The following is a 22,564-nucleotide window of genomic DNA, read 5'->3' as shown; positions in this document are numbered from 1 at the left end:
ACTCGAAACGGAGTACGACGACCTCGGATACTGGTCAGCGGATACGGGATCGGGTGGTGCGGGCGGGCTCGCTGCGATAGCGCGAGGCGTCGCCGTCGATGCGGCAGATCTTCCACAGCACGCGGGAGATCGGGTTCCCGATACCCCCATGGCTCGAATCCCTTGGGCTGGAGCACACAACGACCACGCCGCCGGACTGGAAGTAGAACCCCGGCGGCAAGTTGAGGTTGTCGGTACCGCCGTTACCGGATAACGTTGACGTTGTCAGTGCACAATTGTTCACTCAACAGTCCAGCGGGGTGGCGGCGATGAGGTTGCTGGTGTCAGCGATGGTAGACGCCTGGGTCGAGAAGACCGCAGACGATCGGCAGGCGATCGGCGAGTTCGCGCGGGAAGTGCGGGCCGCGATGATCGCCCATCAGCGGGAGCTCGGGCGGGCGGCGACCGCCTCGGGCCGCGAATTGATCCGGGAAGGGCGATCACTGGCCTTCGACATCGCCGATCTGGCGGACGCGGCCAGGCGGGCGCGGTCCGACCGGCTTCGCGCGGACCGGCGCCGGTCTGCCGGGAGGAAGTGGTGATCGGCACGGCAGTGGCGGTGATTGTCGGACTCTGCGCGCTCGCTGTGTGCTCGCTGCTGGCCGGGTACGCCGTCGTGGTCGTCGTCTACTGGCTCGAACTGCGTCAGGATTCCGTGGCGAGGCGTACACCGAACCCGACGAGTACCAGTCCGGTGATCGCGTCGATGCGGCGGCGGATGCGCGCGGTCTGCATCCACGTCGAGATCGAGCCCGACGCCACGACGAGCGCCGCGCAGTAGAGCGCGGTCAAGGCGATGTAGACGGCTCCACCTGGTGCGGCGGCGGCGTTCGCGGCGGAACAGGCACAATGGACTCGATGAAACCTTGGCAACCGGATCAGCTCACCATCGACGACGGCCCGCCCGGCAACGGGGAGCGGGTCGGGATCGACGACCTCCGGGTGCTGCGGGAACAGTTCGTCGACTTCATGCTCGGCTACAAGTTCGCGATCGACGAGGTCACCACCAAGATCGATATCTTGCGTGAGGACTTCAACAACGCGCACGAGTACAACCCCATCGAGCATGTGCGATCGCGGCTGAAGTCGCCCGAGAGCGTGCTGGAGAAGGTCCGGCGCAAGAACTACGCGATGAATCTCGCCGCGATCCGGGAGAACGTGCTCGATATCGCTGGTGTGCGGGTGGTGTGCAGCTTCATCTCCGATATCGACACGATCAGGGCCATGCTGGTCGGCCAGGAGGACATCACCGTCCTGGAGGAGCGCGACTACATCACCCACCGCAAGCCGAACGGCTATCAAAGCCTGCATCTGATCGTGTCGATTCCGGTGTTCCGCTCCGATCGCACCGAACGGATCCCGGTCGAGATCCAGATCCGCACGATCGCGATGGACTTCTGGGCCAGCCTCGAGCACAAGATCTACTACAAGTACCGCGGCGAGGTTCCCCCGAATCTGCGCAGCGACCTCGCCCAGGCGGCCGAGGTGGCCACCCAGCTCGACGAGAAGATGGAAGCCCTGCATCGGCAGGTCGATCGCGGCGGCCTGCAGCCCAAGCGGGGCGCGGTCGATTCGCTCGACCTCAGCGTGCTGTACAACAGCCTCACCGCGGCCCATCCCGTCGACCTGCGGCCGGGCGATCCACCCACCTGACCAGGCCCGTAGAGACCGTGAATTCGCGAGCGTGCGGCCACCATTCGGCGACTGCCTGATCCACCACCCAGGGGTGGCGTGAATCTTGTACTGTCGCAACAGATCAGGTGCTGTCCCGTCGACGGTTCCTTCCCCGGGACGGGCACCGCTGTCACACTTGCAGAGGAGCGAGGCGCATGGCCGACGTGCACACCCCGGTGATCCGGACCGACATTCCGCATTCGGCGCGGATCTGGAACTACTGGATGGGCGGCAAGGACCACTACGAGATCGACAAGATCGCCGGTGACGCGGGCCTGGCCGTCGACCCGGACATCTCCACCATGGCCGTGCAGTCGCGGCAGTTCCTGATCAGGGCCGTCCGGTTCCTGGCGCGGGAGCGGGGTATTCGGCAGTTCCTCGACATCGGCACCGGGCTGCCGACGATGCAGAACACCCACGAGGTCGCCCAGGGCGTCACGCCCGATGCCCGCGTGGTGTACGTGGACAACGATCCGCTGGTGCTCACCCATGCGCGGGCGCTGCTGACCAGCACCACCCCCGAGGGCGTCACCACCTACATCGATGCCGATTTCCACGATCCCGAGCAGATCATCGCCGACGCGCGCAACGTCTTGAACTTCAACGAGCCGATCGCGGTGATGTTCATGGGCGTGCTCGGTCACGCCAGGACCTATGACGATCTGCTGCGAATCGTCCGGACGGTGGTCGGGGCGGTGCCGTCGGGCAGCCACCTGATCATGTGGGACGGCACCGACGACAGCCAGGCCTACGTCACGCTGTGCGAGAACTACACCGGCACCGGTGGCACACCGTACATCCCGCGGCCGCAGGCCCAGATCCGCGCCGTGTTCGACGGCTTGGAGCTGGTGGAGCCCGGCTTCACGTCCATCACCCAGTGGCAGGCGGCGGGGACCGAGGTGGGCGAGGTCCGTCCGATCTCGGCGTACGGCGCCGTCGCCCGCAAGCCCTGATCGGCGTGGTCAGCGCGGTGGCGACTGTTCGCGGTGCAGCAGCCACCACGCGACGACGAGATCGTCGGTGCGGTCGAGATCGAGGCCGGTGAGCTCGGCGAAGCGGGTGAGCCGATTGCGGACGGTGTTGCGGTGCAGGTACAGCGCGGCCGCGGTGTCGTCGATCCGCCGATCGCAGTCCAGATAGGTTTCGACGGTTCCGAGGATCTCCCCGGCGGCACCACCATGGCGGCGCAGCGGCTCGAGGTGTTTCTCCTCGAGCAGCTGCGCGACGTCCTCGGCCGCCCCGAGCAGCGGTAGCGGGCCGAGGGATCCCAGGTCGACCAGACCACGGCGGCCATGGCGCACAGCCAGATCGAGCGCGCGCCGCGCCTGGCGATAGGACGCCGCGGCATCGCCGAGCAGCACAGCCGAGCCCAGGGCGACCACGCTGTCGTCCGGCAGCGAATCCGGGGTGCGTGGCAGCAGCGCGACCAGGTGCTGGTCGACCACCGTGTCCACGACCGGGAGTTTCGTCGTCGACCCCCGGGCCCGCAGGGCGGCGAGCAGGTCGGTGGTGGCGGCGGTCTCGTTCCATGCGGCGCAGGCGATCCGGTAACGATGCTCCGGGTCGAGGCGGTGGTCGTGGGCGTCGACGAGCAGCACCGCGGGCGAGAGCGTGCCGTCGACGAGGCTGCGCAGGAAATCGGCGCGACGGGCGGCCCCGGCCACGGCCCGCTCCTGCGCCACCACGTGCACGGCGGTGGCGGACGCGGTCGCCCATTCCCAGGTGAGGTCCTGCATTTCGTCGATCTCGGCGGCGGGGATGTCGCGGGTCGCGGCGCGGCGGCGGATCAGTTCGAAGATCCTGCGCGCGCCGATCTGCAGGCTGTGTGCCACCAGGTCGAGGGGTATCTGCTGGTCGGCCCAGGTCCTGGCGAGGGTGGTGAGTTCGTCGAAGCCCGCGTGCTGGGCTTGCTCGTCACCGAGTTGGGCGACGACGATGCGCAGCACCGCGCGGGTGTTGTTCTCGATCGAGCTCGCCTCGACCTGGTCGTAGACCGGGATGTGCTCGCGGTACAGCCGGGTCAGGTCCGCCGCGATCTCGTTCAGCTCGGGATCGACCTCGCCGATCATCGCCGCGATCTGGGCCGCGATCTTGCGCCGGTGCGGTCCCAGCCGCAGCGCGGGCACCGGCCTGCCGATGTGCATATGCACATCCAACTCGGTCACCGCGCCTATTTCAATGCCGCTGACCGTTGTCGAGAATTGCCTGTGCACAGCGGAGCGCGGCACAGGGCAGCGCTCGGTTTCCGGGAGGCACTATGGGCGATGGCGTTGGGTCAGGTTCGCGGATGGAGCCGGTTCGCTGGTCGCCGCCGACGGCGACACCACGGGCAGGCACGCGGCAGAGTTCCCCGCCGATGCCTGCCGTGCGCCGGGTCGAACTCCCCGGTGCCGGACCCGAGGACGTGGTCTTCGGCGCCGACGGTCTCGTCTACACCGGAATCGACGACGGCCGGATCCTGCGCGTCGACCTCCTCTCCGGGGCTGTCGAGACGGTCCTGAACACCGGCGGCCGTCCGCTGGGTCTGTGCGCGGGCAGTGATGGTTCGCTGCTCATCTGCGACGCGCACCGTGGCTTGCTGCGCTGGCCGGGCACCGGGACCGAGGCCGATGTTCTCGTCGACGCGATCGAGGGTGTGCCGCTGAACATGGCCAGCAATGTCGTGCGGGATCCCGGTGACGGCACCGTCTACTTCACCGCGTCGTCCCGCCGCTGGCCGCTGGATCAGTGGATGGGCGACCTGGACGAATCCGCCCTCGCGGTGACCCACGTCCCGGCGTGAGTGCCGCCGTTCCCCTTCACCGAAAGCAGAGATATGGACTTCGCCCCCAGTGCCCGCGCCGCGGATCTCATCGACCGAGTCCGCGGTTTCATCGCCGAGGAGATCACCCCGATCGAGGCGGACTACCACCGCAGCATCGCTGCACTGCGCGATTCCGGCGCCGACCCGTGGAATCCGCTGCCCGTGCTCACCGAGTTGCGGGCGAAGGCGCGCGCGGCGGGATTGTGGAATCTGTTCCTGCCCGCGGCGCACGCGGGCGAGTACGCCGCGCGGTTCGGCACCGACGGCGGCATCGGCTTGACCAATGTCGACTACGCGCCGATCGCCGAGGAGACCGGGCGCTCGTTCCTGGCGCCGCATGTCTTCAATTGCAACGCACCGGATTCCGGGAACATGGAGGTGCTGCTGCAGTTCGGTGATCCGGCCCAGCGTGCGCGGTGGCTGGAACCGTTGCTCGAAGGCACCATCCGTTCGGCCTTCGGCATGACCGAACCCGACGTCGCGTCCTCCGACGCGACGAATATGGCGGCGACCGCCGTGCTCGACGGCACGGACGTCGTGATCAACGGACGCAAGTGGTGGACCACCGGGATCGGCCATCGCGATTGCGCGGTCATCATCTTCATGGGTCTCACCTATCCCGAGGCCGAGAAGCATCGCCGGCACACGATGGTGCTCGTCCCCGTCGACACCCCCGGTGTGCGGATCGAGCGGATGCTGCCCGCGATGGGCCGCTACGACGAGCCGTTCGGGCACGGCGAGGTGTCGTTCACCGATGTGCGCGTGCCCGCCGAGAACATCGTGCTCGGGCCGGGTCGCGCGTTCGAGATCGCGCAGGGGCGTCTCGGGCCCGGCCGCGTCCATCACTGCATGCGGCTGATCGGGCTGGCCGAGGCCGCGCTCGCGGCGGCGTGTGCCCGCGGGGTGGAGCGCACGGCGTTCGGCAGGCCGCTGGCCCGGCTGGGTGGCAACCGGGAACGAATCGCCAAGGCGCGCATCGCGATCGACGCGGCGCGGCTGCTGGTGCTCAATGCGGCGTGGAAGCTCGACACCGTCGGCGCGTTCGGCGCGCTGAGCGAGATCAGCCAGATCAAGGCGCACGTGCCCATGATGGCGCAGGAGGTCATCGATTTCGCCATGCAGATCCACGGCGGTGCCGGCCTTTCCGATGACGTGCCGTTGTCGGCGGCGTGGACGACCGCACGGGCGGTGCGGCTGGCCGACGGGCCCGACGAGGTGCACCTGGATGTCGTCGGCCGGCTCGAGCTCGCCAAGTACGCGCAGGGGCGGTGACCATGGCCAGGGTTCTGATCACCGGTGGCGCGTCCGGTCTCGGTGCGGCACTGGCCCGGCGGTTCGCCGGGCGGGGTGACCGCGTCGTGGTCACCGATCTGGCCGAGGACGCCGCGGTCCCGGCGGGTGCGTCCTATCTCCGGCTGGACGTGACCTCCGAGGACGACTGGGTGCGGGCGCGCACCAGCGTGCAGGAGAGTTTGGGCGGGCTGGACATCCTCGTCAACAATGCGGGAATCGCCGCCGGTGGGCGAATCGACCGTGTCCCCCCGGACGAGTGGACGAGGGTCATGAACATCAATGTCCTCGGCGTCGCCACGGGCTGCCGGACGTTCACACCGATGTTCAAGGCGCAGCGCGCCGGTCATCTGGTCAATACCGCCTCCCTGGCCGGCCTCGTCCATCCGCCTGCCATGGCGTCCTACGCGGCGGCCAAGGCTGCTGTCGTGGCGCTCAGCGAGAGCTTGCGCTACGAGCTCGCCCCGCACGGCATCGACGTCTCGGTGGTGTGCCCGTCGTTCTTCCGCACCAATCTGGCGGCATCGCTGAGCGACGCCGATCCGCTGATGACCAGGGTCGCCCGGAGTCTGATCGACAGTGCGGCGCTGGATGCCGACGACATCGCGGCGGCCGCGCTGGCCGGGATCGACGCGCGCCGCTTCCTGGTGCTGACCGATCGCGCCGGGCGCCGGGCGTACTGGACGAAACGGCTGCTGCGCCCGCTCTACGACCAGCAGCTGTCAGGCATGGGCCGCCGTACCGCGGTGGCCGACGACAAGGAGATCGCCGAATGAGCACCATCGTCATCACCGGCGCCAGTTCGGGCCTCGGCGCGGAAATGGCGCGCCAATTCGCCGCTCGCGGTCACGATCTCGGGCTGTGCGCCCGGCGGGTGGATCTGCTCGAGACGCTGCGCGCCGAACTCCTCGCCGCCCATCCCGGGATCGTCGTGCGCACCGCGGCACTCGATGTCACCGACGATGCCGCTGTGCAGACGGTGTTCGAGAAGTTCCGGGCCGAATTCGGGACGCTGGACCGGGTCGTGGTCAATGCGGGCATCGGCCACGGTGCCGCGCTGGGCACCGGCGGGCACGCAGCCAACCGGCGGACCGCACTCACCAATTTCGTCGGAGCGGTGTCGCAGAGTGAGCACGCGCTGGCCGTGTTCCGGGCGCAGCGCCATGGGCACCTGGTGCTCATCTCCTCGTTCTCCGCACTGCGGGGCATGCGACGGTCGATGACCACGTATGCCGCGAGCAAGGCCGGTGTGGCCGCGCTCGCCGAGGGGTTGCGTTCGGAACGTATTCCCGGCGTGGATATCTCGCTGATCTGTCCCGGCTATATCCGGTCGGAGATGACGGCGGCGGAGGCCGATCGCACCAAGTTCATGGTGGACACCGAGACCGGGGTCGGGGCGATGGTTCGCGCGATCGAAGCGCGCAAGGCCGTCGCGTATGTCCCGGCGTGGCCGTGGGTTCCGCTCTCGGTCGCGATGAAGGTGCTGCCCCTGTCCATCCTGAGGAAGCTGACATGACCCACTCCCCCACTGCCTCGGACGCACGTGACGTGCGCGCCGAGGACGCCTTCGATGTCGCGGCCCTGTCGGCGTGGCTCGGCGCCGAGGTAGGCGACGAGTTACTCGCGGAAACTCCGCAGGTGCGCCAATTCTCCGGTGGCGCTTCGAATCTGACCTACCTGTTGCAGTACCCGGACCGCGATCTCATCCTGCGCAGACCACCCGGCGGACATCGAGCCGACGGCGCGCACGACATGGCTCGCGAGTACCGCGTGCAGACCGCCCTCGGCCCGGTGTTCGACTACGCGCCGCCGACGGTGGCGCTGTGCGAGGACGACAGCGTGCTCGGTGCGCCCTTCTACCTGATGGAACGGCTCGACGGCCTGATCCCCCGCAAGGAACTGCCGCCCGGGCTCGCCCTGACGACATCGCAGGTACGCACGCTGTGCACCAATGTCCTCGACGTTCTGGTCGACCTGCACACCATCGATCCCACCGCCGCCGGGCTGGATTGGATGTCGAAGGGCCCCGGCTACGTCGCCCGGCAGGTCTCCGGCTGGTCCGACCGCTACCGCCGGGCCCGAACCCGCACTGTCGGATCCTTCGAATCCGTCATGACCTGGCTGGCCGCCAACCAGCCCCCCGACCGCGCAGCGGTGTTGATCCACAACGACTTCCGCTTCGACAACATCGTCCTGGACCGCGCCGACCCGACCCGACCCATCGGGCTGCTCGACTGGGAGATGGCCACCATCGGCGACCCGCTGATGGACCTCGGCGGTGCCTTGGCCTACTGGGTCCAGGCCGACGACAATGCCGCATTCACATTCTTCCGCCGCCAGCCCACCCACACCCCCGGCATGCTCACCCGCGAGGAAGTGGTCGAATACTACTGCTGCCGAACAGGAACCGGCCTCACCGATCGCGAATGGGCCTTCTACGAGGTCTTCGGCCTGTTCCGGCTCGCCGTGATCTGCCAGCAGATCTACTACCGCTACTACCACCGCCAGACAACCAACCCCGCCTTCCGCTTCTTCGGCCTCGCCGTGGTCCTCCTGGAATGGCGCTGCCGCGGCATCATCCGCAGGAACAAGGGGCTCACCCCGTAGGTGGCAGAATCGTGCGATGACAGCTAGCAGGAGCGTCCACCACCGGAGACTCTCGGCTTTACTGGCCTCCCACAGCGACTTCGAGCTCGCCGCGCTCCTGGACAGGGGCCGGTCCGAGAGTGTGGGAGTGGGCGGGGGCTCGGCGGTCGTCGACGTCGACGGGGTGCCGGTGTTCGCCAAGCGCGTCCCGCTGACCGAGCGAGAGCTCGCCCACCGGGGCTCGACCGCGAATCTGTTCGACCTGCCGGTGTTCTGCCAGTACGGCATCGGCGGCCCTGGCTTCAACGCCTGGCGTGAGCTGGCCGCGAACATCGTTGTCACCGAGGGTGTTCTGGCCGGCGAGACACAGGCGTTCCCGATGCTCTACCACTGGCGGGTTCTGCCCGGCCGGGCGCCGATCGCCGACGAGTACGTAGTTCAGTGCGCCGCAGGTCGCATCCCAAACGACGTGTCACAGGATGTAGCCGCGATCCTCGCCCGGCACGCACCTGCCGCCGCGAAGATGAACGCCTTCTACTGGAAATTGTTCGGCGGTGACATCCATGCGGAATATCAGTCGGCGACGTAGCGCAGCAGCACCGCCGTGTTGAAGTGCCTCGTCTCGGCCAATCGGAGCCCGACGCGCTGGTCCAGCGGCGGGAACATCGGTGTGCCCCCGCCGAGCACCACGGGACAGACGAACAGCTGGTACTCGTCGATGAGCCCGTGTGGCATCAGCGAGGCAGCGAGGCTCGCGCCGCCGACCTCCATGACACCATCGCCGCCGGCCTTGAGTCTGCGGACCTCCTCGACCGCGTTCTCACTCACCAGGGTGCTGTTCCACTGCACCTCGGTGAGCGTCCGGGAGAAGACGACCTTGGGCTTCTCCATCCAGAGCGCGCCGAACTCGCGCTCGATGCGCGGCGCGTCCTCGGGCACGTTCGGCCAGTACTCGGCCATCAGCTCGTACAGCCGGCGGCCGTGCAGCGAGATCTCGATCGCGCGGTACCTGTCGTTGTGGAACTGGTGCAGCTCCTCGTCCGGGTCGGTCCAGTCGATGTTGCCGTCGCGGTCGTTGACGTAGCCGTCCAGGGATACGCCGTACCCGTAGATCAGTTTCCTCATGACCGTGTAGACCTCCTACGCGCTCGAAACTCATCGGTGCAGACGGAGCCCGACTTCGGCGCAGCCGTCGCGCAGTGTGTCGAAGCCGAACGCTTCGACGGGGCCGAGGACGCCGGCGGTGACAGGCGGGGTGGTGGTGAGGTGGTGCGCGGCCCACGCCATGAGTTCCCCGGTGAGAGTGTAGGCGCTGGGGCCTTCGACATGGACCTCGACGGGCGGGACGTCGTGCGCGGTGGCGACCGCGACGACGTGGGTGCGGGTACGGGCGCGTTCGGCGGCGTCGGGGCCGCCGGGCGGTCCGATCATCGGGCGGGTGGCGATGTCGATGAGCCGGCGGCCGAGCGGGATTCGCGTCATTGCCGCGGTGAGGGCCGACATCGCCGCGACGGGGCGGCTGAGGGCGGGGAACCAGCCGTTGTAGACCGTGACGGAGTCGAGCGTAGGAATGTCCATGGGGAGGAACAGCACCTCGGTGCCGGAAACGAGCGTGGCGTTCCTGCGGCGGCCACGGACGTCGAAGCCACGGAATCTGGAGCCGGTGCGTTCCTGGACGAGCTGGTGGCCGTGCCAGCGTGGCGAGGGCAGGGTGAGGCCGTCGCGCAGGGTGGTGCGGGTGCCGTGGCTGAGGCCGCGCCGCAGGGATCCGATGGCGAAGTAGCCGATGTCGACGGAGCGTAGGGCAGCTCCTGTGTGTTGCGCGGCGAGCGTCGCGGCAAGGATGCCGGGAACGTAGTCGTAGCCGAAGGCGGGCAGCATCAGCGAGCCGGTTTCGCGGGCCCGGTCGTGCAGTTGCCTGCGCAGCTCCAGGACGAAGCCGACCTCGCCGGTGGAGTCGATGTAGTGCGCGCCGGACTCGGCGGCCGCGCGGGCGACGGCGTAGCCGAAGCGTTCGAACGGGCCCACAGTGCTGAGGAGAACGTCGCCGCGCTGCACCAGGTTCGCGACGGCGGCCGAGTCCGCGACATCGGCGAGGGCGTAGTCGAGACCGCCGGAACGCTCGGCGATCGCCGCCAAAGCTTCGGGATTGCGCCCTGCGACAACGGGTTTCAGTCCCCGGCGCAGGAGGGCATCGAGGACGAGACCACCCGTGTAGCCGGTGGCACCGAGTAGGACGATGCGTCCGGTCATAGAGATTCTCCTTCGGGATCGTGAATCAGCGCACCGACGCACGGGACGGCGCCGTCGACTGGTTCCGCTGCTTCGCGGCCAGCCATCGCGCATAGCGGCGCAGCGCACGAGTCTGCACGCGCTGATCGGCGAGCATCGCCAAGGTCGGGCTGACATTGAGCGCGGGATGGGAGCCGATCGCCATGCGCCGCATCTGGTAGCGGACCATCGCCATCTCGGTCGCCGAGGCGAGCGCCTTGTCCGTCCAGGTCACCGGCTTCATGGTCCTGGTCGCTTCGAGCTTCTCCCGCCAGCGGTGGGGCAGATCGGGGGTGACCGCCAGTGCGGTGGCCATGCCGATCAGTTCGACATTGTTGTCCAGGACGCGTTCGGCGGTTTCCCGCCGCGAGATGCCACCGGTCAGCATAAGCGGCAGCGCGCTGGTCTTGCCCAGTTCCGCGGCCAGTTCCAAGAAGTACGCCTCCCGCGCCGCGGTGCGGCCGTCGGTGGGGCGGCCGGACATGGCCGGGCTCTCGTAGCTGCCGCCGGACACTTCGACGAGGTCGACGCCGAGTGACGCGAGCATCCCGATCACCGTGTGCGCGTCCTCGGCATCGAAACCGCCGCGCTGGAAATCCGCGGAATTCAGCTTCACCGCGACAGCGAAATCAGGCGCCACCACGCCGCGAATGCCCCGCACGATCTCGATCAGCAGCCGCGCGCGGTTCTCGAGCGACCCACCCCACTCGTCGGTGCGATTGTTCACCAGCGGCGACAGGAACTGCGACAGCAGATACCCGTGCGCGGCATGGACTTCCACACCGTCGAAACCTGCCTGTTCAGCACGCTGAGCCGTGGTGACGAAACGACCGATGGTCTCGTGGATCTGCCACGGCGTCATCGCCACCGGCTGACCGAACCGCTTGGAGTGACGACCCAGCTCGACCGCGATATCCGACGGCCCCCAGACGACACCGGGCATGCGCGCCTGCACCTGGCGACCGGGGTGACTGATCTGCATCCACATGGTCGCACCGGCGGCCTTGCCCGCCTGAGCCCATGCCGCGAAGGGTTCCAACGGCGCGTCCGCATCGAGGACGATGCCGCCGGGCCCGGTCAGCGCTTCGGCATGCACCATCACGTTTCCGGTGATCAGCAGGCCCGCGCCGCCCGCTCCCCAGCGCCGATACAGCGCGACCAGGCGCTCATCGGGCAGCTGGGCGGTACCCGCCATGCCCTCCTCCATCGCCGCTTTGGCGATCCTGTTCTGCAGCACCTGACCGGATCGCAGCCGCAGGGGCGAGAACAATCCGACCGAGTCCGAACCGCTCGACATCGATGGCTCCTTTCCGGCACGCATATTAACACTGCTTACATTCGTGTGCGAGGACTAACAGTAGAGATATATGTAAGCAGTGTCAACACTTGCTAAATTTGTTCCATGTCACCGTCGAACACGTCGTATCACCACGGCGATCTCCCGAGCGCGCTGGTGCGCGCGGCCGTGGAGCTCCTCGAAGAGGACGGCGCGGCAGACCTCTCACTCCGGGCGGCCGCACGCCGCGCCGGGGTATCGACGGCCGCGCCGTACCGCCATTTCGCCGACCGCGACGCCCTCTTGTCCGCGGTCGCCGCCGTCGGCTATCGCGATCTGGCCGAACACCTGGTGGCCGCGAGCCCGGCACCGAGCACCGCCGACGACCTCGCCGCGGTCGCTGTCGCCTACGTTCGGTTCGCACTGGCCCGGCCCGCACTGTTCCGGGTGATGTTCTCCGATCCGTGCGATCCGACCAGCCCGGAACGGGTCGCCGCGACCACCGCGATCCACGAATACGTCAGATCGATTGTGCGGCAGGTATTTCCCGACGCCGATGAGGACTCGCTGGCGACGGCGATGTGGGCACTGGTCCACGGCCTGGCTTTTCTCTACCTCCACGGCAAGTTCGACACCGAGGACATCGACGAGCGGGTCCGCAGTACCGTTTTCGCGGTACTACAGCTGTCGGGCCCGCCCGCCTAGCGCGTCGACTCAGGGCTCACGGATGGTGAGCAGCACTTTGCCGACGGTCTCGGCGGAGTCCAGCAGCGGGTGCGCCTCGGCGACGTCGGCAATGGGGATTTCCGCGGAGACCACCGGTGTAACAGCGCCGTCGGCGATCAGCGGCCACAGCTTCTGCCGCAGTTCGGCGATGATCTCCGCCTTGGAGCCAGGGCCGCTGCGCGGACGGCGACGCAGGCCCGTCACGTGGATCGAAGCCCGCTTGAACAGCATGAGACCGAGGTCGAGTTCGGCGGCGGCACCGTCCTGCAGGCCGATGATGGCGAGGGCACCGTCTTCGGCGAGCGCTGCCACGTTCCGCCGCAGGTAGCCGGCGCCCATGATGTCGAGGATCACGTCGGCGCCGCCGTATTCCGCGGTCACGACCTTCACGAAATCGTCGTCGCGGTAGTTGATCAGGGTGTTCGCACCGAGTTCTGCGCAGCGGTCCAGCTTGTACTGCGATCCGGCGGTGACCGCCACGCGGGCGCCCAGCGCACGACCCACCTGGATCGCGTGCGTGCCGATGCCGCTGCCGCCGCCGTGGACCAGCAGGGTCTGCCCCTCTCGGAGCCCGCCTGCCATCACGATGTTCGACCAGACGGTGGCGGCAGCTTCGGGCAGCGCCGCGGCGGCGGTCAGGCTCACCCCGTCGGGGACGGGCAGCAGCTGAGTGGCCGGGACGTTGACGCGTTCGGCGTAGCCACCACCGGACAGCAGCGCGCACACCGCGTCGCCGGGTTGCCAGCCCTCCACGCCGGGACCGACGGCGGCGACGACGCCGGAAACCTCGAGGCCGAGGATGTCACTGGCGCCAGGAGGTGGCGGATAGAAGCCCTGCCGCTGCATGATGTCGGCGCGGTTGACTCCCGCGGCCACGACATCCACCGCCACCTCTCCCTCGGCGGGGGCGGGCAGGTCGTCCACCTGCGCCCATTTCATGACTTCCGGACCGCCATAGCCGTCTGGTGTCACCGCGAACATAGGAAACCTTTTCGCTCGGCAATAATGTAAGCACCAATAACATTACTCTCGGCCGAGGTCCCGTCAACCATTCGAGACCACCGTCACCGTCGCCGCGGCATCACCGCGCGCCGAGTCTCTTCATTCCCTTCAGCACGACAGTCAGGGTGGCGGCCCACGCGCTCTCGGAGAAACCTGCCGGTGCGCTGAAGCCCAGGACCCGCTGATGCGCAACCGTTTGCGCTTCGGTGTACTTCAGCATGCCGTCGGCGCCGTGGCGGCGACCGAGACCGGAATCACCCATGCCACCCATCGGCGAATCGACACTGCCCCAGGCGGCGGCGTAGGCGTCGTTGACGTTGACCGTGCCCGCGTGCACCCGGGCCGCGACCGCACGCCCCTTGGCGCCGTTGCGGGTCCAGACACTGGCGTTGAGGCCGTAGGCGGTGGCGTTGGCCCGTTCGATCGCCTCGTCGACATCACCGAAGGAGTAGATCGACACGACCGGACCGAAGGTCTCGTGGCCGTAGAGCGTCATGTCCGGAGTGACACCGGTGAGGATCGTCGGCTCGTAGAACAGCGGCCCGAGATCAGGGCGGGCACGACCCCCGGCCAGTACCGTGGCACCCTTGGCGACCGCGTCCTCGACGTGGGCGGTGACGGTGTCCAGCTGCGACTGGTTGGTCAGGCAGCCGACGTCGGTGCTGTAGTCGTAGACCGCACCGATGGTCAATGCCTCGGTGCGGGCGACGAACGCGGCCACGAACTCGTCGCGGATCGACTCGGCCACATACATCCGTTCGATGGACACGCACAGCTGCCCGGTCGAGGAAAAGCAGGCCGACACCGCGCCGGCGGCGGTGCGCTCGATATCGGCGTCGTCGAGGACGATCATCGGGTTCTTGCCGCCGAGTTCGAGGGAGGCGCCGATCAGGCGTTCACCGGCGTCGCGGGCGATCTGGCGGCCGCTGGCGGTGGACCCGGTGAACATCATGTAGTCCGCGTTGTCCATCAACGGCGTGCCGAGGGAACTGCCGCGGCCCACCACCATCTGCCACACCCCGCTCGGTAGACCGGCTTCGTGCATCAGATCCAATGCCCACAGCGCGGTCAGCGCGGTCTGGGTGTCGGGCTTCTGCACGACCGCATTCCCGGCCAGCAGCGCCGGAATCGCATCTCCCGCACCCATACTCAGTGGATAGTTCCACGGTGAGATGACCACGACGACACCCTTGGGGTGATGCAGTTCGGTGGTGTGGGTCAGCACCGGAATAGCGCCGCGGCGGCGTGTGGGCGCGAGCAGTTTGGCAGCGCTGCGCGCGTAGTACCGGGTCGCGATCGCGATGTCGGTGATCTCGAGAAAGGCGTCGCGACGGGCTTTGCCGTTCTCGGCCTGCATCAGGTCCAGTGCTTCGTGCTGCCGCTCGAGCACCAGGTCGTGAAAACGCAGCAGGATCGCCTTACGCGCGGCTACCGGCGTCGCGGCCCACGCGGCCTGGGCGTCACGGGCGCGGGCGAACGCCGCCTCGACATCGGCGGGTGTCGACACCGGCAGCGCGGCCAGCGGATCCCCCGTGAACGGGATCGTGGTCGTGACCTGCGCGGCGTCCGGCCCGGCCGCGACACGGGCGGCCAGTCGCCGGAGCAGCGCGGGACTCAGCGACGGCGGAAGACCGGCGCCGCGGACAGCGGCGGGCCGGGTGGCGTGGTCCAGTGACATAACGGGCTCCAAGATGTTCGACGAGAGAGGCGGGCGATCAGCGGCCCGCCGGAATCAGTGCAGCGCTGCGCGCAGGGTGTCCTGCGCCAGCTTGATGGCGGCGTTCGCTGCCTGGGTCGAGCGCATCGAATTGATCATCACGAAGTCGTGGATGATCCCGCCGAAGCGCACCTGGGTCACCGGCACACCCGCCGCACGGAGCTTGGCCGCATAGGCTTCGCCCTCGTCACGCAGCACGTCGGCTTCGCCGGTGATCACCAATGCCGGTGGCAGACCACGTAACTGGTCGACCGAAGCACGCAGCGGGGAGGCGTAGATCTCGTCGCGCTGCGCGTCGTTGTCGGTGTACTGGTCCCAGAACCACTTCATGCCCTCGCGGGCGAGGAAATAGTGCTCGGCGAACTGGCGATAGGACGCGGTATCGAAATCGGCGTCCGTCACGGGATAGAACAGCACCTGCTGCGAGATGTGGACATCACCACGATCTTTGGCCATCAAGGTGAGGACGGCGGTCATATTGCCACCCACCGAGTCACCCACGGCCGCGAAACGGGAAGCATCCAGGCCCTTTTCGGCGCCGTGCGCGAAGACCCATTGCGCGGCCGCATAGTTCTGTTCGATCGCGGTCGGATACTTCGCCTCAGGAGAAAGGTCGTATTCGGGGAACACGACAGCCGCGTCGGCGCCGACCGCCAGTTCACGGACCAGCCGGTCGTGGGTGTGCGCATTACCGAAAACCCAACCGGCGCCGTGGATATAGAAGACGACCGGGAGGGTTCCGGTGGATCCGGCGGGTTTGACGATGCGGACTTTCACCGAACCGGTCGGCCCACCCTCGACGGTGATCCACTCCTCGTCGATCGCGGGTTTACCCTCGTCGCTCGCCTGGACCTCGTCGACCACCTTGCGCCCTTCGGCAGGTGGCATCTGGAACAGGAAAGGCGGGGCATCGGTGGCTTCCGCGAACTCCGCCGCTTCGGGCTCGAGAACCGGCTTGATTTCCGTCATCGCGCTCTCCTTCTGGTCGGGTCCTGCTCTCAGCGGTGTGCTGGGTCTAGTTCCGGCTCGGGACCGAGGTCGGAACCGGCATATGCAGTGCCAGTTGGCCTTCCGTTGTCACGTCGAGACGAACGGTCTTGAACGGCGAGAGCGATCGCAAGTCCTCGGACAGGCGGCCACGCCCCGTCCGCAGATCGACATCGCGGGGAAACAGTGCGCTACCCGCCGACAGGATGTTGGTCTGGCTCAGCGTCGAATGCCAGCCGCCCTTGATCGAGGTGTACGAGGTGAGCGTCGACACACGGTCGCCGCTGCGGTATCGGGTCTGCGAGGGCGTCGCGACCGACAGCGACAGGTCGGTCTCGCCACCGTCGTCGACGACCCGGGCAGTGGTTCGCGTGGCATCGATATCGACGTCGAGCTCGGTGACCCACTTGGGGAATCCGTAGCCGTCGTGCCCACGCACCTGGGCGATATCGGAACTCACCGGCAGCGACAGCACATACGATTCGAGGTGGTCGTTGCCGAGGCCGGCGAGCAGGTCGACGAAGCCGAGTGTGCCGTGCCGGGCCGGGCGGACGGCGATTCCGACCGCCGCTTCGGTGTAGAAGTCGATGTCGCACACGTCGTAGCGGAAGAACATCACCGAGACCAGCCCGATCCCCGGTGCCACCTCGAGCGGCGCCAGCTCGCCCGGCAGGCGGGAACGGATCGCGCGCGATCGGGCGAGCATCGTGAGCCGGGCGCTCGACATGCGGTAATAGAAATTCGGGGTGTAGGTCTCCCCGATCGGTGAGTCGACTTTGGTCTTGGGCAGTGTCCGGAAGAAATCGACACCGCTGACCCGGGGATCGCGAGCGATCTCGTCGACATCGGTGTTCATTCGGTAGCGGTCATAGAGGCCGCCCTTCGGGACGGTGACCAGATGGCCACCCAGATCTACCTCGACCGTGCTCTGGTGAGTCGTTGACATCGGCGCAGCTCCCTTGCTCGCATTTCGTAAGCAATTGCGACGCTAACCGCGAATGTAAGCAGTGTCAACACTCGATGCGTGTGGTGCTTGCGAGCATCGTCACGTCGACGGCCGAGCGGCACCGACGTCGGCGATGAGCCGATCGGCCAGCTTTTCCGAAGATTGCGGGTTCTGCCCGGTGTAGAGATTTCCGTCGACCACCACGTGCGGCCGCAACGGGATCGCACTCATGGAATAGTCGACGCCCAGCTCCGTGAGCCTGTCCTCGAGCAGCCACGGCGCTTTCCAGGCGAAGCGGTTGAGCAGCTCCTCACGATTGGACAGCCCGGTCATCCGGCGGCCGGCGAACGGGTTCTTCCCATCGGTCCCGGTCGCCGCCGTGATCGCCGCGGGAGCGTGACACAACAGCGCAAGGGGCCTACCGGAGGCCAGCCGATCGGCGAGCAGCGCACCGGAGGTCTGGTCGTAGGCCAGATCTTCCATCGGACCGTGGCCACCGGGGTAGAAAACGACGTCGAACGCGTCGGCATCGACGGTATCGAGGGCCACCGGTGTGGCGAGCTCGTCCTGAATGCTGTCCAGGTAGGACTGCACCGCGCGACGTTTCCCCGGCATTCCACCGGCGATACCGAGACTGAGCCGATCGAGTGTCGGCGCCTTTCCGCCCGGGGTGGCGATGGTGATATCCCAACCGGCCTTGGTGAACGCCCGGTGCGGAAACGCGACCTCCTCGGCCCAATAGCCGACGGATGCACCGTGCCGTCTTTCAGAGTCCAGCGGTCCGCGGCCGTGAGCACCATCAGAACCTTCGTCACCATCAATACCTCCTGATGCGGTAGCACTAGAAACGGATGCGGCACCAGGCGGTCAAGTCCATGCGACATCATGCGCACGCCGACTACCTCGACACAGGAGGCCGAGATCACGGACCCGCTGCCAGATGTTTTCGCCGCTTACATTAGCCTGGGTGTTGCCCACCGTCAATGAATGCCGGGCACCGACTCGGCATCGAAGGAGCACCAATGACCAGGTCGAGCGACCAGAACTCGGGCAGCACCGAGCCGGCGGATTCGCCCATCGTCTTGATCGCACCCGCCATGGCGATCGGCTCCCGTTTCTACGCGCCGCTCGTCGCGGCGTTCACCGCTCGTGGATGGAGCGCTCGCGCGCTGCCGCGACGTGGATTCGAGCGAGGTGAGGCTCCGGCCTCTCGTGGCAACGACTGGTCCTATCAAGACGAAATCGATGGCATCGCACAGGCTGTCGCCGAAGCCCGCGACCGGGCACCCGATCGGCCGGTCATCGTTCTCGGTCACAGCCTCGGCGCCCAGCTCGCCGCGGGCCATGAGCTCACCCACCCCGGCGCCGACGGGCTGGTCACCGTCGGCGGTTCGCTGCCCTACCACCGCCACTTCCCGAACTTCGGCCTGCCGGTCGCCGTCATGGCTTCGCTTGTGCCCGTGCTGACTTCCGTTTTCGGCCATCTGCCCAAGCCGGCGTTCGGCGCGCCCGGGGCACGCACGATGATGCGCGAATGGGCAAAGATGGTGTTGACCGGCCGCACGCCGTACCCCGCTCCGGAGGCGATCGCCACTCCGGCGCTGGTGATTTCGCTCGAGGACGATGCCCTGTCACCCCGACGCGCCATCGACGCCTTCGCGCGTGATCTTTTCGCCCCGGGGCAAGTCACCCGGTGGGACTACCGCACCGCCCATGTCCCGGCCGGCGCGAGCAACGACCACATCAAGTGGGTCCGGAATCCCGGCCCCGTGGTCGACCGTGTCGTCGACTGGTGGCAGGAGGTGTCGCCGAAGCCGGTCTGAGGATGGTCGAACACGGCTGTCTACGGAGCTATCCTCGATAGTGGCGACCGCAGCAGCGCACCGCCAGGAGGGCGTTACCGAATCGAGCCGACATGGCCGACATCCTGCCGACACAGCGCAGCTCCGCTTCGGGAATCGTGGCGGAGCTGGCCGCCGAGGGCTTCGAAGAGGCCGAGGAGATCGGCCGCGGCGGTTTCGGCGTCGTGTATCGCTGCACGCAGCCCGATCTGGATCGCGTCGTCGCAGTGAAGGTGCTGACCGCCGAGCTCGATCCCGACGGTCTGCAACGGTTCGTGCGCGAGCAGCAGGCGATGGGCAGGCTGTCCGGTCATCCGAATATCGTCGCGGTCTTCCAATCGGGCACCACGCATGGCGGACACCCCTATCTGGTGATGCCCTATCACGCCCGCGGCTCGCTCGAGCAGCGCATCCACACCATCGGCCCGCTCGACTGGACGGCAATCCTGCGGCTGGGCGTCAAGATGGCGGGCGCGCTCGAGACCGCGCATCGGGCGGGCATCCTGCATCGCGACGTGAAACCGTCCAACATCCTGCTCAGCGACTACAACGAACCGGAACTCACCGACTTCGGGATCGCCAGGATCCTGGGCGGGTTCCGCACGACCACCGGCGTCGTCACCGGCTCCCCCGCGTTCGCCGCGCCGGAGGTGCTGCGTGGTGCGCCCGCGACCACGGCCGCCGATCTGTACGGCCTCGGCGCCACGCTGTTCTGCGCGCTCACCGGGCATGTCGCCTACGAGCGGCGGGTCGGTGAGCAGGTGCTGTCGCAGTTCCTGCGGGTGTCCGCGCGGCCGGGTCCCGATCTCACCGAACAGGATGTGCCCGACGAGGTGCGTGCCGTCATCGAGCACACGATGGCCACCGAACCGGGTGACCGGCCGGAGAGCGCCGCCGCGCTCGGCGCGGAACTGGTTGCGGCCCAGCGCAGTACCGGCGCACCGGTCGACGTGCTGCGCGTCCCGAGCACACAACGTCCGGCCGCGGCGCCGGCCGCGGCGCCACCGCGGCCACACGAACGGACCACCGCCCCGCCGACTCCCGCCACGAAGTACCGTCCACCGACACCGGCCAGGGCCACCCTCGCCAGGAAACGGCTGCTCGAGCACTTGCGCACGAGCGAGCGCACCCGGCTCACGGCCATCCACGCGCCCAGCGGATTCGGCAAGACCACATTGGCCGCGCAATGGCGCGACGAGCTGGTCGAACACGGCGCCGCGGTGGCGTGGCTGACCGTCGACGAGGACGACGACAATGTCGCCTGGTTCCTCACCCACCTCGTCGAAGCGCTCCGCCCCACCGTCCCCGCACTCGCGGAGGAACTCGACCGGCTCCTGCAGGCCGACCCCGACGACCCGACCCGCGCCGTGCTCACCGCGCTCGTCGACGGATTGCACACCAGCGATCAGCGCGTGACATTGGTGCTCGACGACTGGCAGCGGGTCACCCGGCCCACGTCGGTGGCGGCGCTGCGGTTCCTGCTCGAGCACGGCTGCCACCACCTGCCGCTGGTCGTCACGAGCACCGCGCGGCTCGAGCTGCCGCTGAGCAGGTTGCGTATCCACGGTGAGCTCACCGAGATCGATGCCGCCACTTTGCGTTTCGATCCCGACGAGGTGCGGGCGTTCCTCGCCGAAGCAGGTGGGGTGCATATGTCGGCCGACGAGATCGCCGCGCTCACCCGGGCCACCGACGGCTGGGTCGCGGCGCTGCAGCTGACCGTGCTCTCGCTGCGTGCCGGCGAGGATGCGGCCCATCTGCTCGACAGCCTCGCCGTCCACCCTGACATCGGCGCGTTCCTGGCCGAGAACGTGCTCGACGGGCTGGCTCCCGACACCCTCGATTTCCTCATGACGACCTCGATCTGCGAGCGCATCTGTGGCGGGCTGGCCGCCGCGCTGACCGGGCGCACCGACGCCGCCGACCTGCTCGCCGAGATCGCCGACCACGGTCTGTTCCTGCTACCCGACAGCCCGGACCGGAACTGGTACCACTATCACCAGTTGTTCGCCGGATACCTGTGCCGCAGGCTGGCCCAGGACCGGCCCGCGGAGATCGCCCCGCTCCGCCTCCGGGCGGCGGACTGGTTCGCCCAGCACCATCTGCTCAACGAGGCGGTCGAGCAAGCGCTGGCCGCGGGCGATCCTGATCAGGCGGCCGCGCTCGTCGAAGAGGGCGCGGGCTACCTGCTGGAACGGTCGAATGTGATGATGCTGCAAGGCATCCTGGCCAAGCTGCCCGCCGGCGTGTGCCAGGCCAGGCCGCGCATTCATCTGTTCGGCGTCTGGGTCGATCTGGTCTTGCGCAGACCTGCTGCCACCGTGGCCTCCCTCGCCCGCTTCGAGGCCGCGCTGGCCGCGGCCGCGCCGGCCGAACCCGAACAACTCGAGCTGCGCACCGAAGCCGACGCCGCGATCAGTGTCCGCGAGATGTTCGCCGACCGGGTGTCCGGCCTGGACGGTCTGATCAGTGAAGCGCTGGCGCGGCCCGATGCCTTCTCGCCGCGAATCCCGGGCGTAGCGGCCAATATCGCCACCTACGCGGCGATCCAGCGCTTCGACTTCGCCGAGGCGCGGCGGTGGCAGCTCTGGGCGGCGCCCTATCACGAGGCGACCGGCCCGTTCCTGTCCGTGTACGGGCGCTGCTTCGCCGGGCTGGCGGCCAGGGAACAGCTCGACATCGCGGGCGCGGAGGACCTGTTCACCGGCGCGCTCGACAGCGCCTGCGCCACGATGGGTTCCGCCGCCCACGCGACCCGCCTCGCCTGCGCCATGCTCGGTGAATTGCGCTACGAGACAGGCGACCTCGACGCCGCCGCGGATCTGCTCACGCAGAGCAGGGAGCTGTCCGCCGAGGGCGGTGGCGGTGTCGATTTCATGCTGGCGACCTACGCCGTCGGCGCGCGGGTGCGCATGCTGCGCGGCGACCGCGACGGCGCGCGAGAACTCCTCGACGAGGGGATGGCGCACGCCGAGCGCCTCGACCTGCCTCGCCTGGCCGCTCGGATACACAACGAACGAGTGCGGCTCGGCTTCGCGCTGGATCCCAGCCTGACCGCGGCGATCCTGCGACCGCGCCAGATCCGTCGCGACGACGGCATCGTCACCGCCGTCGACGAACTCGACGAGGACTCCGCGATCCGGCTGCTGCTGGCCGAGCCCGACCCCGATCGGCACCGGCTCGCGATCGAGCGTGCCGAAATCCTGGTCGCCGGGATCGACGCCGAGCACAGGCCGATGGCCGCGATGCGCGCGGGGTTCCTGCTCGGGAGCGCGCTGCGGCAGGCAGGCCGCTCCGCCGAGGCCGACGGCATCCTCACACCGTTGGTCCGGCGATGCGATCACCTCGGCCTGGTACGCCTGCCCACCGATGCCGTGTACGCCGGCTGACGATGGTGCTCGGCAGC

Annotated in this window: 21 protein-coding genes and 1 pseudogene; 13 read left to right on the top strand and 9 right to left on the bottom strand. The window is 68.1% G+C overall.

The features are described from left to right. The first annotated feature begins 320 nt into the window (after window positions 1-320). The 4 genes from ACFVAV_RS26165 (at window position 321) to ACFVAV_RS26150 (ending at window position 2,666) form a co-directional block, all read left to right on the top strand. The gene (locus ACFVAV_RS26165) at window positions 321-581 is read left to right on the top strand and encodes a hypothetical protein (protein ID WP_379037944.1); all 261 of its coding nucleotides are present in this window, start codon (window positions 321-323) and stop codon (window positions 579-581) included. Further along, window positions 578-820, top strand: coding sequence for a hypothetical protein (locus ACFVAV_RS26160; RefSeq protein ID WP_379037943.1), 243 nt, complete (start codon window positions 578-580; stop codon window positions 818-820). The genes ACFVAV_RS26165 and ACFVAV_RS26160 overlap by 4 nt, the downstream gene beginning before the upstream one ends. A 77-nt stretch (window positions 821-897) precedes the next feature. Further along, window positions 898-1,692: a GTP pyrophosphokinase family protein gene (locus tag ACFVAV_RS26155; protein ID WP_379037941.1), complete on the top strand. Its 795-nt coding sequence runs from the start codon at window positions 898-900 to the stop codon at window positions 1,690-1,692. A 176-nt stretch (window positions 1,693-1,868) separates the two neighbouring features. Beyond that, window positions 1,869-2,666, top strand: a complete 798-nt coding sequence (locus ACFVAV_RS26150) for an SAM-dependent methyltransferase (RefSeq protein WP_379037939.1) — start codon at window positions 1,869-1,871, stop codon at window positions 2,664-2,666. 9 nt (window positions 2,667-2,675) lie between these two features. Here ACFVAV_RS26150 and ACFVAV_RS26145 read toward each other — a convergent pair whose 3' ends face one another. Next, complete coding sequence (locus tag ACFVAV_RS26145) at window positions 2,676-3,878, bottom strand: PucR family transcriptional regulator (RefSeq protein ID WP_379037937.1); 1,203 nt, start codon at window positions 3,876-3,878, stop codon at window positions 2,676-2,678. 122 nt (window positions 3,879-4,000) lie between these two features. On the opposite strand from ACFVAV_RS26145, the gene ACFVAV_RS26140 reads away from it, so the two are divergent. The 6 genes from ACFVAV_RS26140 to ACFVAV_RS26115 all read left to right on the top strand — a co-directional run bounded on the left by ACFVAV_RS26140 (window position 4,001) and on the right by ACFVAV_RS26115 (window position 8,981). Continuing rightward, window positions 4,001-4,495, top strand: coding sequence for an SMP-30/gluconolactonase/LRE family protein (locus ACFVAV_RS26140; RefSeq protein WP_379037936.1), 495 nt, complete (start codon window positions 4,001-4,003; stop codon window positions 4,493-4,495). A gap of 33 nt (window positions 4,496-4,528) precedes the next feature. Further along, window positions 4,529-5,788: an acyl-CoA dehydrogenase family protein gene (locus tag ACFVAV_RS26135; protein WP_379037935.1), complete on the top strand. Its 1,260-nt coding sequence runs from the start codon at window positions 4,529-4,531 to the stop codon at window positions 5,786-5,788. Between the two features lie 2 nt (window positions 5,789-5,790). Beyond that, window positions 5,791-6,582, top strand: coding sequence for an SDR family NAD(P)-dependent oxidoreductase (locus ACFVAV_RS26130; RefSeq protein WP_379037934.1), 792 nt, complete (start codon window positions 5,791-5,793; stop codon window positions 6,580-6,582). Continuing rightward, a complete protein-coding gene (locus ACFVAV_RS26125; RefSeq protein WP_379037933.1) occupies window positions 6,579-7,322 on the top strand; it encodes an SDR family oxidoreductase in 744 nt (247 codons plus the stop codon). The genes ACFVAV_RS26130 and ACFVAV_RS26125 overlap by 4 nt, the downstream gene beginning before the upstream one ends. After that, on the top strand, window positions 7,319-8,413 hold the full coding sequence (locus ACFVAV_RS26120; RefSeq protein ID WP_379037932.1) for a phosphotransferase family protein: 1,095 nt from the start codon (window positions 7,319-7,321) through the stop codon (window positions 8,411-8,413). The genes ACFVAV_RS26125 and ACFVAV_RS26120 overlap by 4 nt, the downstream gene beginning before the upstream one ends. A 163-nt stretch (window positions 8,414-8,576) precedes the next feature. Next, on the top strand, window positions 8,577-8,981 hold the full coding sequence (locus ACFVAV_RS26115; RefSeq protein ID WP_379037931.1) for a hypothetical protein: 405 nt from the start codon (window positions 8,577-8,579) through the stop codon (window positions 8,979-8,981). Here ACFVAV_RS26115 and ACFVAV_RS26110 read toward each other — a convergent pair. The 3 genes from ACFVAV_RS26110 to ACFVAV_RS26100 are packed head-to-tail and all read right to left on the bottom strand — an operon-like array spanning window position 8,966 to window position 11,960. Continuing rightward, window positions 8,966-9,517: a dihydrofolate reductase family protein gene (locus tag ACFVAV_RS26110; protein WP_379037929.1), complete on the bottom strand. Its 552-nt coding sequence runs from the start codon at window positions 9,515-9,517 to the stop codon at window positions 8,966-8,968. The genes ACFVAV_RS26115 and ACFVAV_RS26110 overlap by 16 nt on opposite strands. Before the next feature lie 30 nt (window positions 9,518-9,547). Beyond that, window positions 9,548-10,645, bottom strand: coding sequence for a saccharopine dehydrogenase family protein (locus ACFVAV_RS26105; RefSeq protein ID WP_379037927.1), 1,098 nt, complete (start codon window positions 10,643-10,645; stop codon window positions 9,548-9,550). 25 nt (window positions 10,646-10,670) lie between these two features. Beyond that, entirely contained in the window at window positions 10,671-11,960 is a 1,290-nt protein-coding gene (locus tag ACFVAV_RS26100) for an NADH:flavin oxidoreductase/NADH oxidase family protein (RefSeq protein WP_379037926.1), read from the bottom strand. A gap of 105 nt (window positions 11,961-12,065) precedes the next feature. Between ACFVAV_RS26100 and ACFVAV_RS26095 the strand changes: the two genes are divergently transcribed. After that, window positions 12,066-12,644 carry a TetR/AcrR family transcriptional regulator gene (locus ACFVAV_RS26095; protein ID WP_379037925.1) on the top strand — a complete coding sequence of 193 codons (579 nt, stop codon included), beginning with the start codon at window positions 12,066-12,068 and terminating at the stop codon, window positions 12,642-12,644. 9 nt (window positions 12,645-12,653) lie between these two features. On the opposite strand, the gene ACFVAV_RS26090 is transcribed toward ACFVAV_RS26095, so the two are convergent. From ACFVAV_RS26090 to ACFVAV_RS26070, 5 genes and pseudogenes are all read right to left on the bottom strand, one after another. Further along, entirely contained in the window at window positions 12,654-13,646 is a 993-nt protein-coding gene (locus ACFVAV_RS26090; protein WP_379037923.1) for an NAD(P)H-quinone oxidoreductase, read from the bottom strand. A 100-nt stretch (window positions 13,647-13,746) separates the two neighbouring features. Continuing rightward, window positions 13,747-15,345, bottom strand: a complete 1,599-nt coding sequence (locus ACFVAV_RS26085) for a succinic semialdehyde dehydrogenase (protein WP_379037921.1) — start codon at window positions 15,343-15,345, stop codon at window positions 13,747-13,749. Between the two features lie 54 nt (window positions 15,346-15,399). Next, window positions 15,400-16,353 (bottom strand): alpha/beta hydrolase, encoded by a 954-nt coding sequence (locus tag ACFVAV_RS26080; RefSeq protein ID WP_379037920.1) that lies wholly within the window; start codon window positions 16,351-16,353, stop codon window positions 15,400-15,402. Between the two features lie 46 nt (window positions 16,354-16,399). Further along, window positions 16,400-17,317, bottom strand: coding sequence for an acetoacetate decarboxylase family protein (locus ACFVAV_RS26075; RefSeq protein WP_379037919.1), 918 nt, complete (start codon window positions 17,315-17,317; stop codon window positions 16,400-16,402). Between the two features lie 99 nt (window positions 17,318-17,416). Continuing rightward, window positions 17,417-18,132, bottom strand: a pseudogene (locus ACFVAV_RS26070) (type 1 glutamine amidotransferase domain-containing protein). A 207-nt stretch (window positions 18,133-18,339) separates the two neighbouring features. Between ACFVAV_RS26070 and ACFVAV_RS26065 the strand changes: the two are divergent. Together ACFVAV_RS26065 and ACFVAV_RS26060 are read left to right on the top strand one after the other, a co-directional pair. Further along, window positions 18,340-19,140 (top strand): alpha/beta fold hydrolase, encoded by an 801-nt coding sequence (locus tag ACFVAV_RS26065; RefSeq protein ID WP_379037918.1) that lies wholly within the window; start codon window positions 18,340-18,342, stop codon window positions 19,138-19,140. A 92-nt stretch (window positions 19,141-19,232) separates the two neighbouring features. Continuing rightward, entirely contained in the window at window positions 19,233-22,547 is a 3,315-nt protein-coding gene (locus ACFVAV_RS26060) for a protein kinase (protein ID WP_379037917.1), read from the top strand. The last annotated feature ends 17 nt before the right edge of the window (window positions 22,548-22,564 follow it).

This window comes from Nocardia sp. NPDC057663 (genome assembly GCF_042799895.1).
In the GTDB taxonomy this organism is placed as follows: domain Bacteria; phylum Actinomycetota; class Actinomycetes; order Mycobacteriales; family Mycobacteriaceae; genus Nocardia.
This window is presented reverse-complemented; position numbering and strand designations above follow the sequence as displayed.

Bases quoted from the DNA above. Each gene is read 5' to 3' on its own strand.
- ACFVAV_RS26105 (WP_379037927.1), bottom strand. From the start codon at position 10,645: ATGACCGGACGCATCGTCCTACTCGGTGCCACCGGCTACACGGGTGGT.
- ACFVAV_RS26080 (WP_379037920.1), bottom strand. From the start codon at position 16,353: ATGACGGAAATCAAGCCGGTTCTCGAGCCCGAAGCGGCGGAGTTCGCG.
- ACFVAV_RS26090 (WP_379037923.1), bottom strand. From the start codon at position 13,646: ATGTTCGCGGTGACACCAGACGGCTATGGCGGTCCGGAAGTCATGAAA.
- ACFVAV_RS26120 (WP_379037932.1), top strand. From the start codon at position 7,319: ATGACCCACTCCCCCACTGCCTCGGACGCACGTGACGTGCGCGCCGAG.
- ACFVAV_RS26125 (WP_379037933.1), top strand. From the start codon at position 6,579: ATGAGCACCATCGTCATCACCGGCGCCAGTTCGGGCCTCGGCGCGGAA.
- ACFVAV_RS26085 (WP_379037921.1), bottom strand. From the start codon at position 15,345: ATGTCACTGGACCACGCCACCCGGCCCGCCGCTGTCCGCGGCGCCGGT.
- ACFVAV_RS26095 (WP_379037925.1), top strand. From the start codon at position 12,066: ATGTCACCGTCGAACACGTCGTATCACCACGGCGATCTCCCGAGCGCG.
- ACFVAV_RS26130 (WP_379037934.1), top strand. From the start codon at position 5,791: ATGGCCAGGGTTCTGATCACCGGTGGCGCGTCCGGTCTCGGTGCGGCA.
- ACFVAV_RS26135 (WP_379037935.1), top strand. From the start codon at position 4,529: ATGGACTTCGCCCCCAGTGCCCGCGCCGCGGATCTCATCGACCGAGTC.
- ACFVAV_RS26060 (WP_379037917.1), top strand. From the start codon at position 19,233: ATGGCCGACATCCTGCCGACACAGCGCAGCTCCGCTTCGGGAATCGTG.
- ACFVAV_RS26065 (WP_379037918.1), top strand. From the start codon at position 18,340: ATGACCAGGTCGAGCGACCAGAACTCGGGCAGCACCGAGCCGGCGGAT.
- ACFVAV_RS26100 (WP_379037926.1), bottom strand. From the start codon at position 11,960: ATGTCGAGCGGTTCGGACTCGGTCGGATTGTTCTCGCCCCTGCGGCTG.
- ACFVAV_RS26155 (WP_379037941.1), top strand. From the start codon at position 898: ATGAAACCTTGGCAACCGGATCAGCTCACCATCGACGACGGCCCGCCC.
- ACFVAV_RS26075 (WP_379037919.1), bottom strand. From the start codon at position 17,317: ATGTCAACGACTCACCAGAGCACGGTCGAGGTAGATCTGGGTGGCCAT.
- ACFVAV_RS26150 (WP_379037939.1), top strand. From the start codon at position 1,869: ATGGCCGACGTGCACACCCCGGTGATCCGGACCGACATTCCGCATTCG.
- ACFVAV_RS26110 (WP_379037929.1), bottom strand. From the start codon at position 9,517: ATGAGGAAACTGATCTACGGGTACGGCGTATCCCTGGACGGCTACGTC.
- ACFVAV_RS26140 (WP_379037936.1), top strand. From the start codon at position 4,001: ATGGAGCCGGTTCGCTGGTCGCCGCCGACGGCGACACCACGGGCAGGC.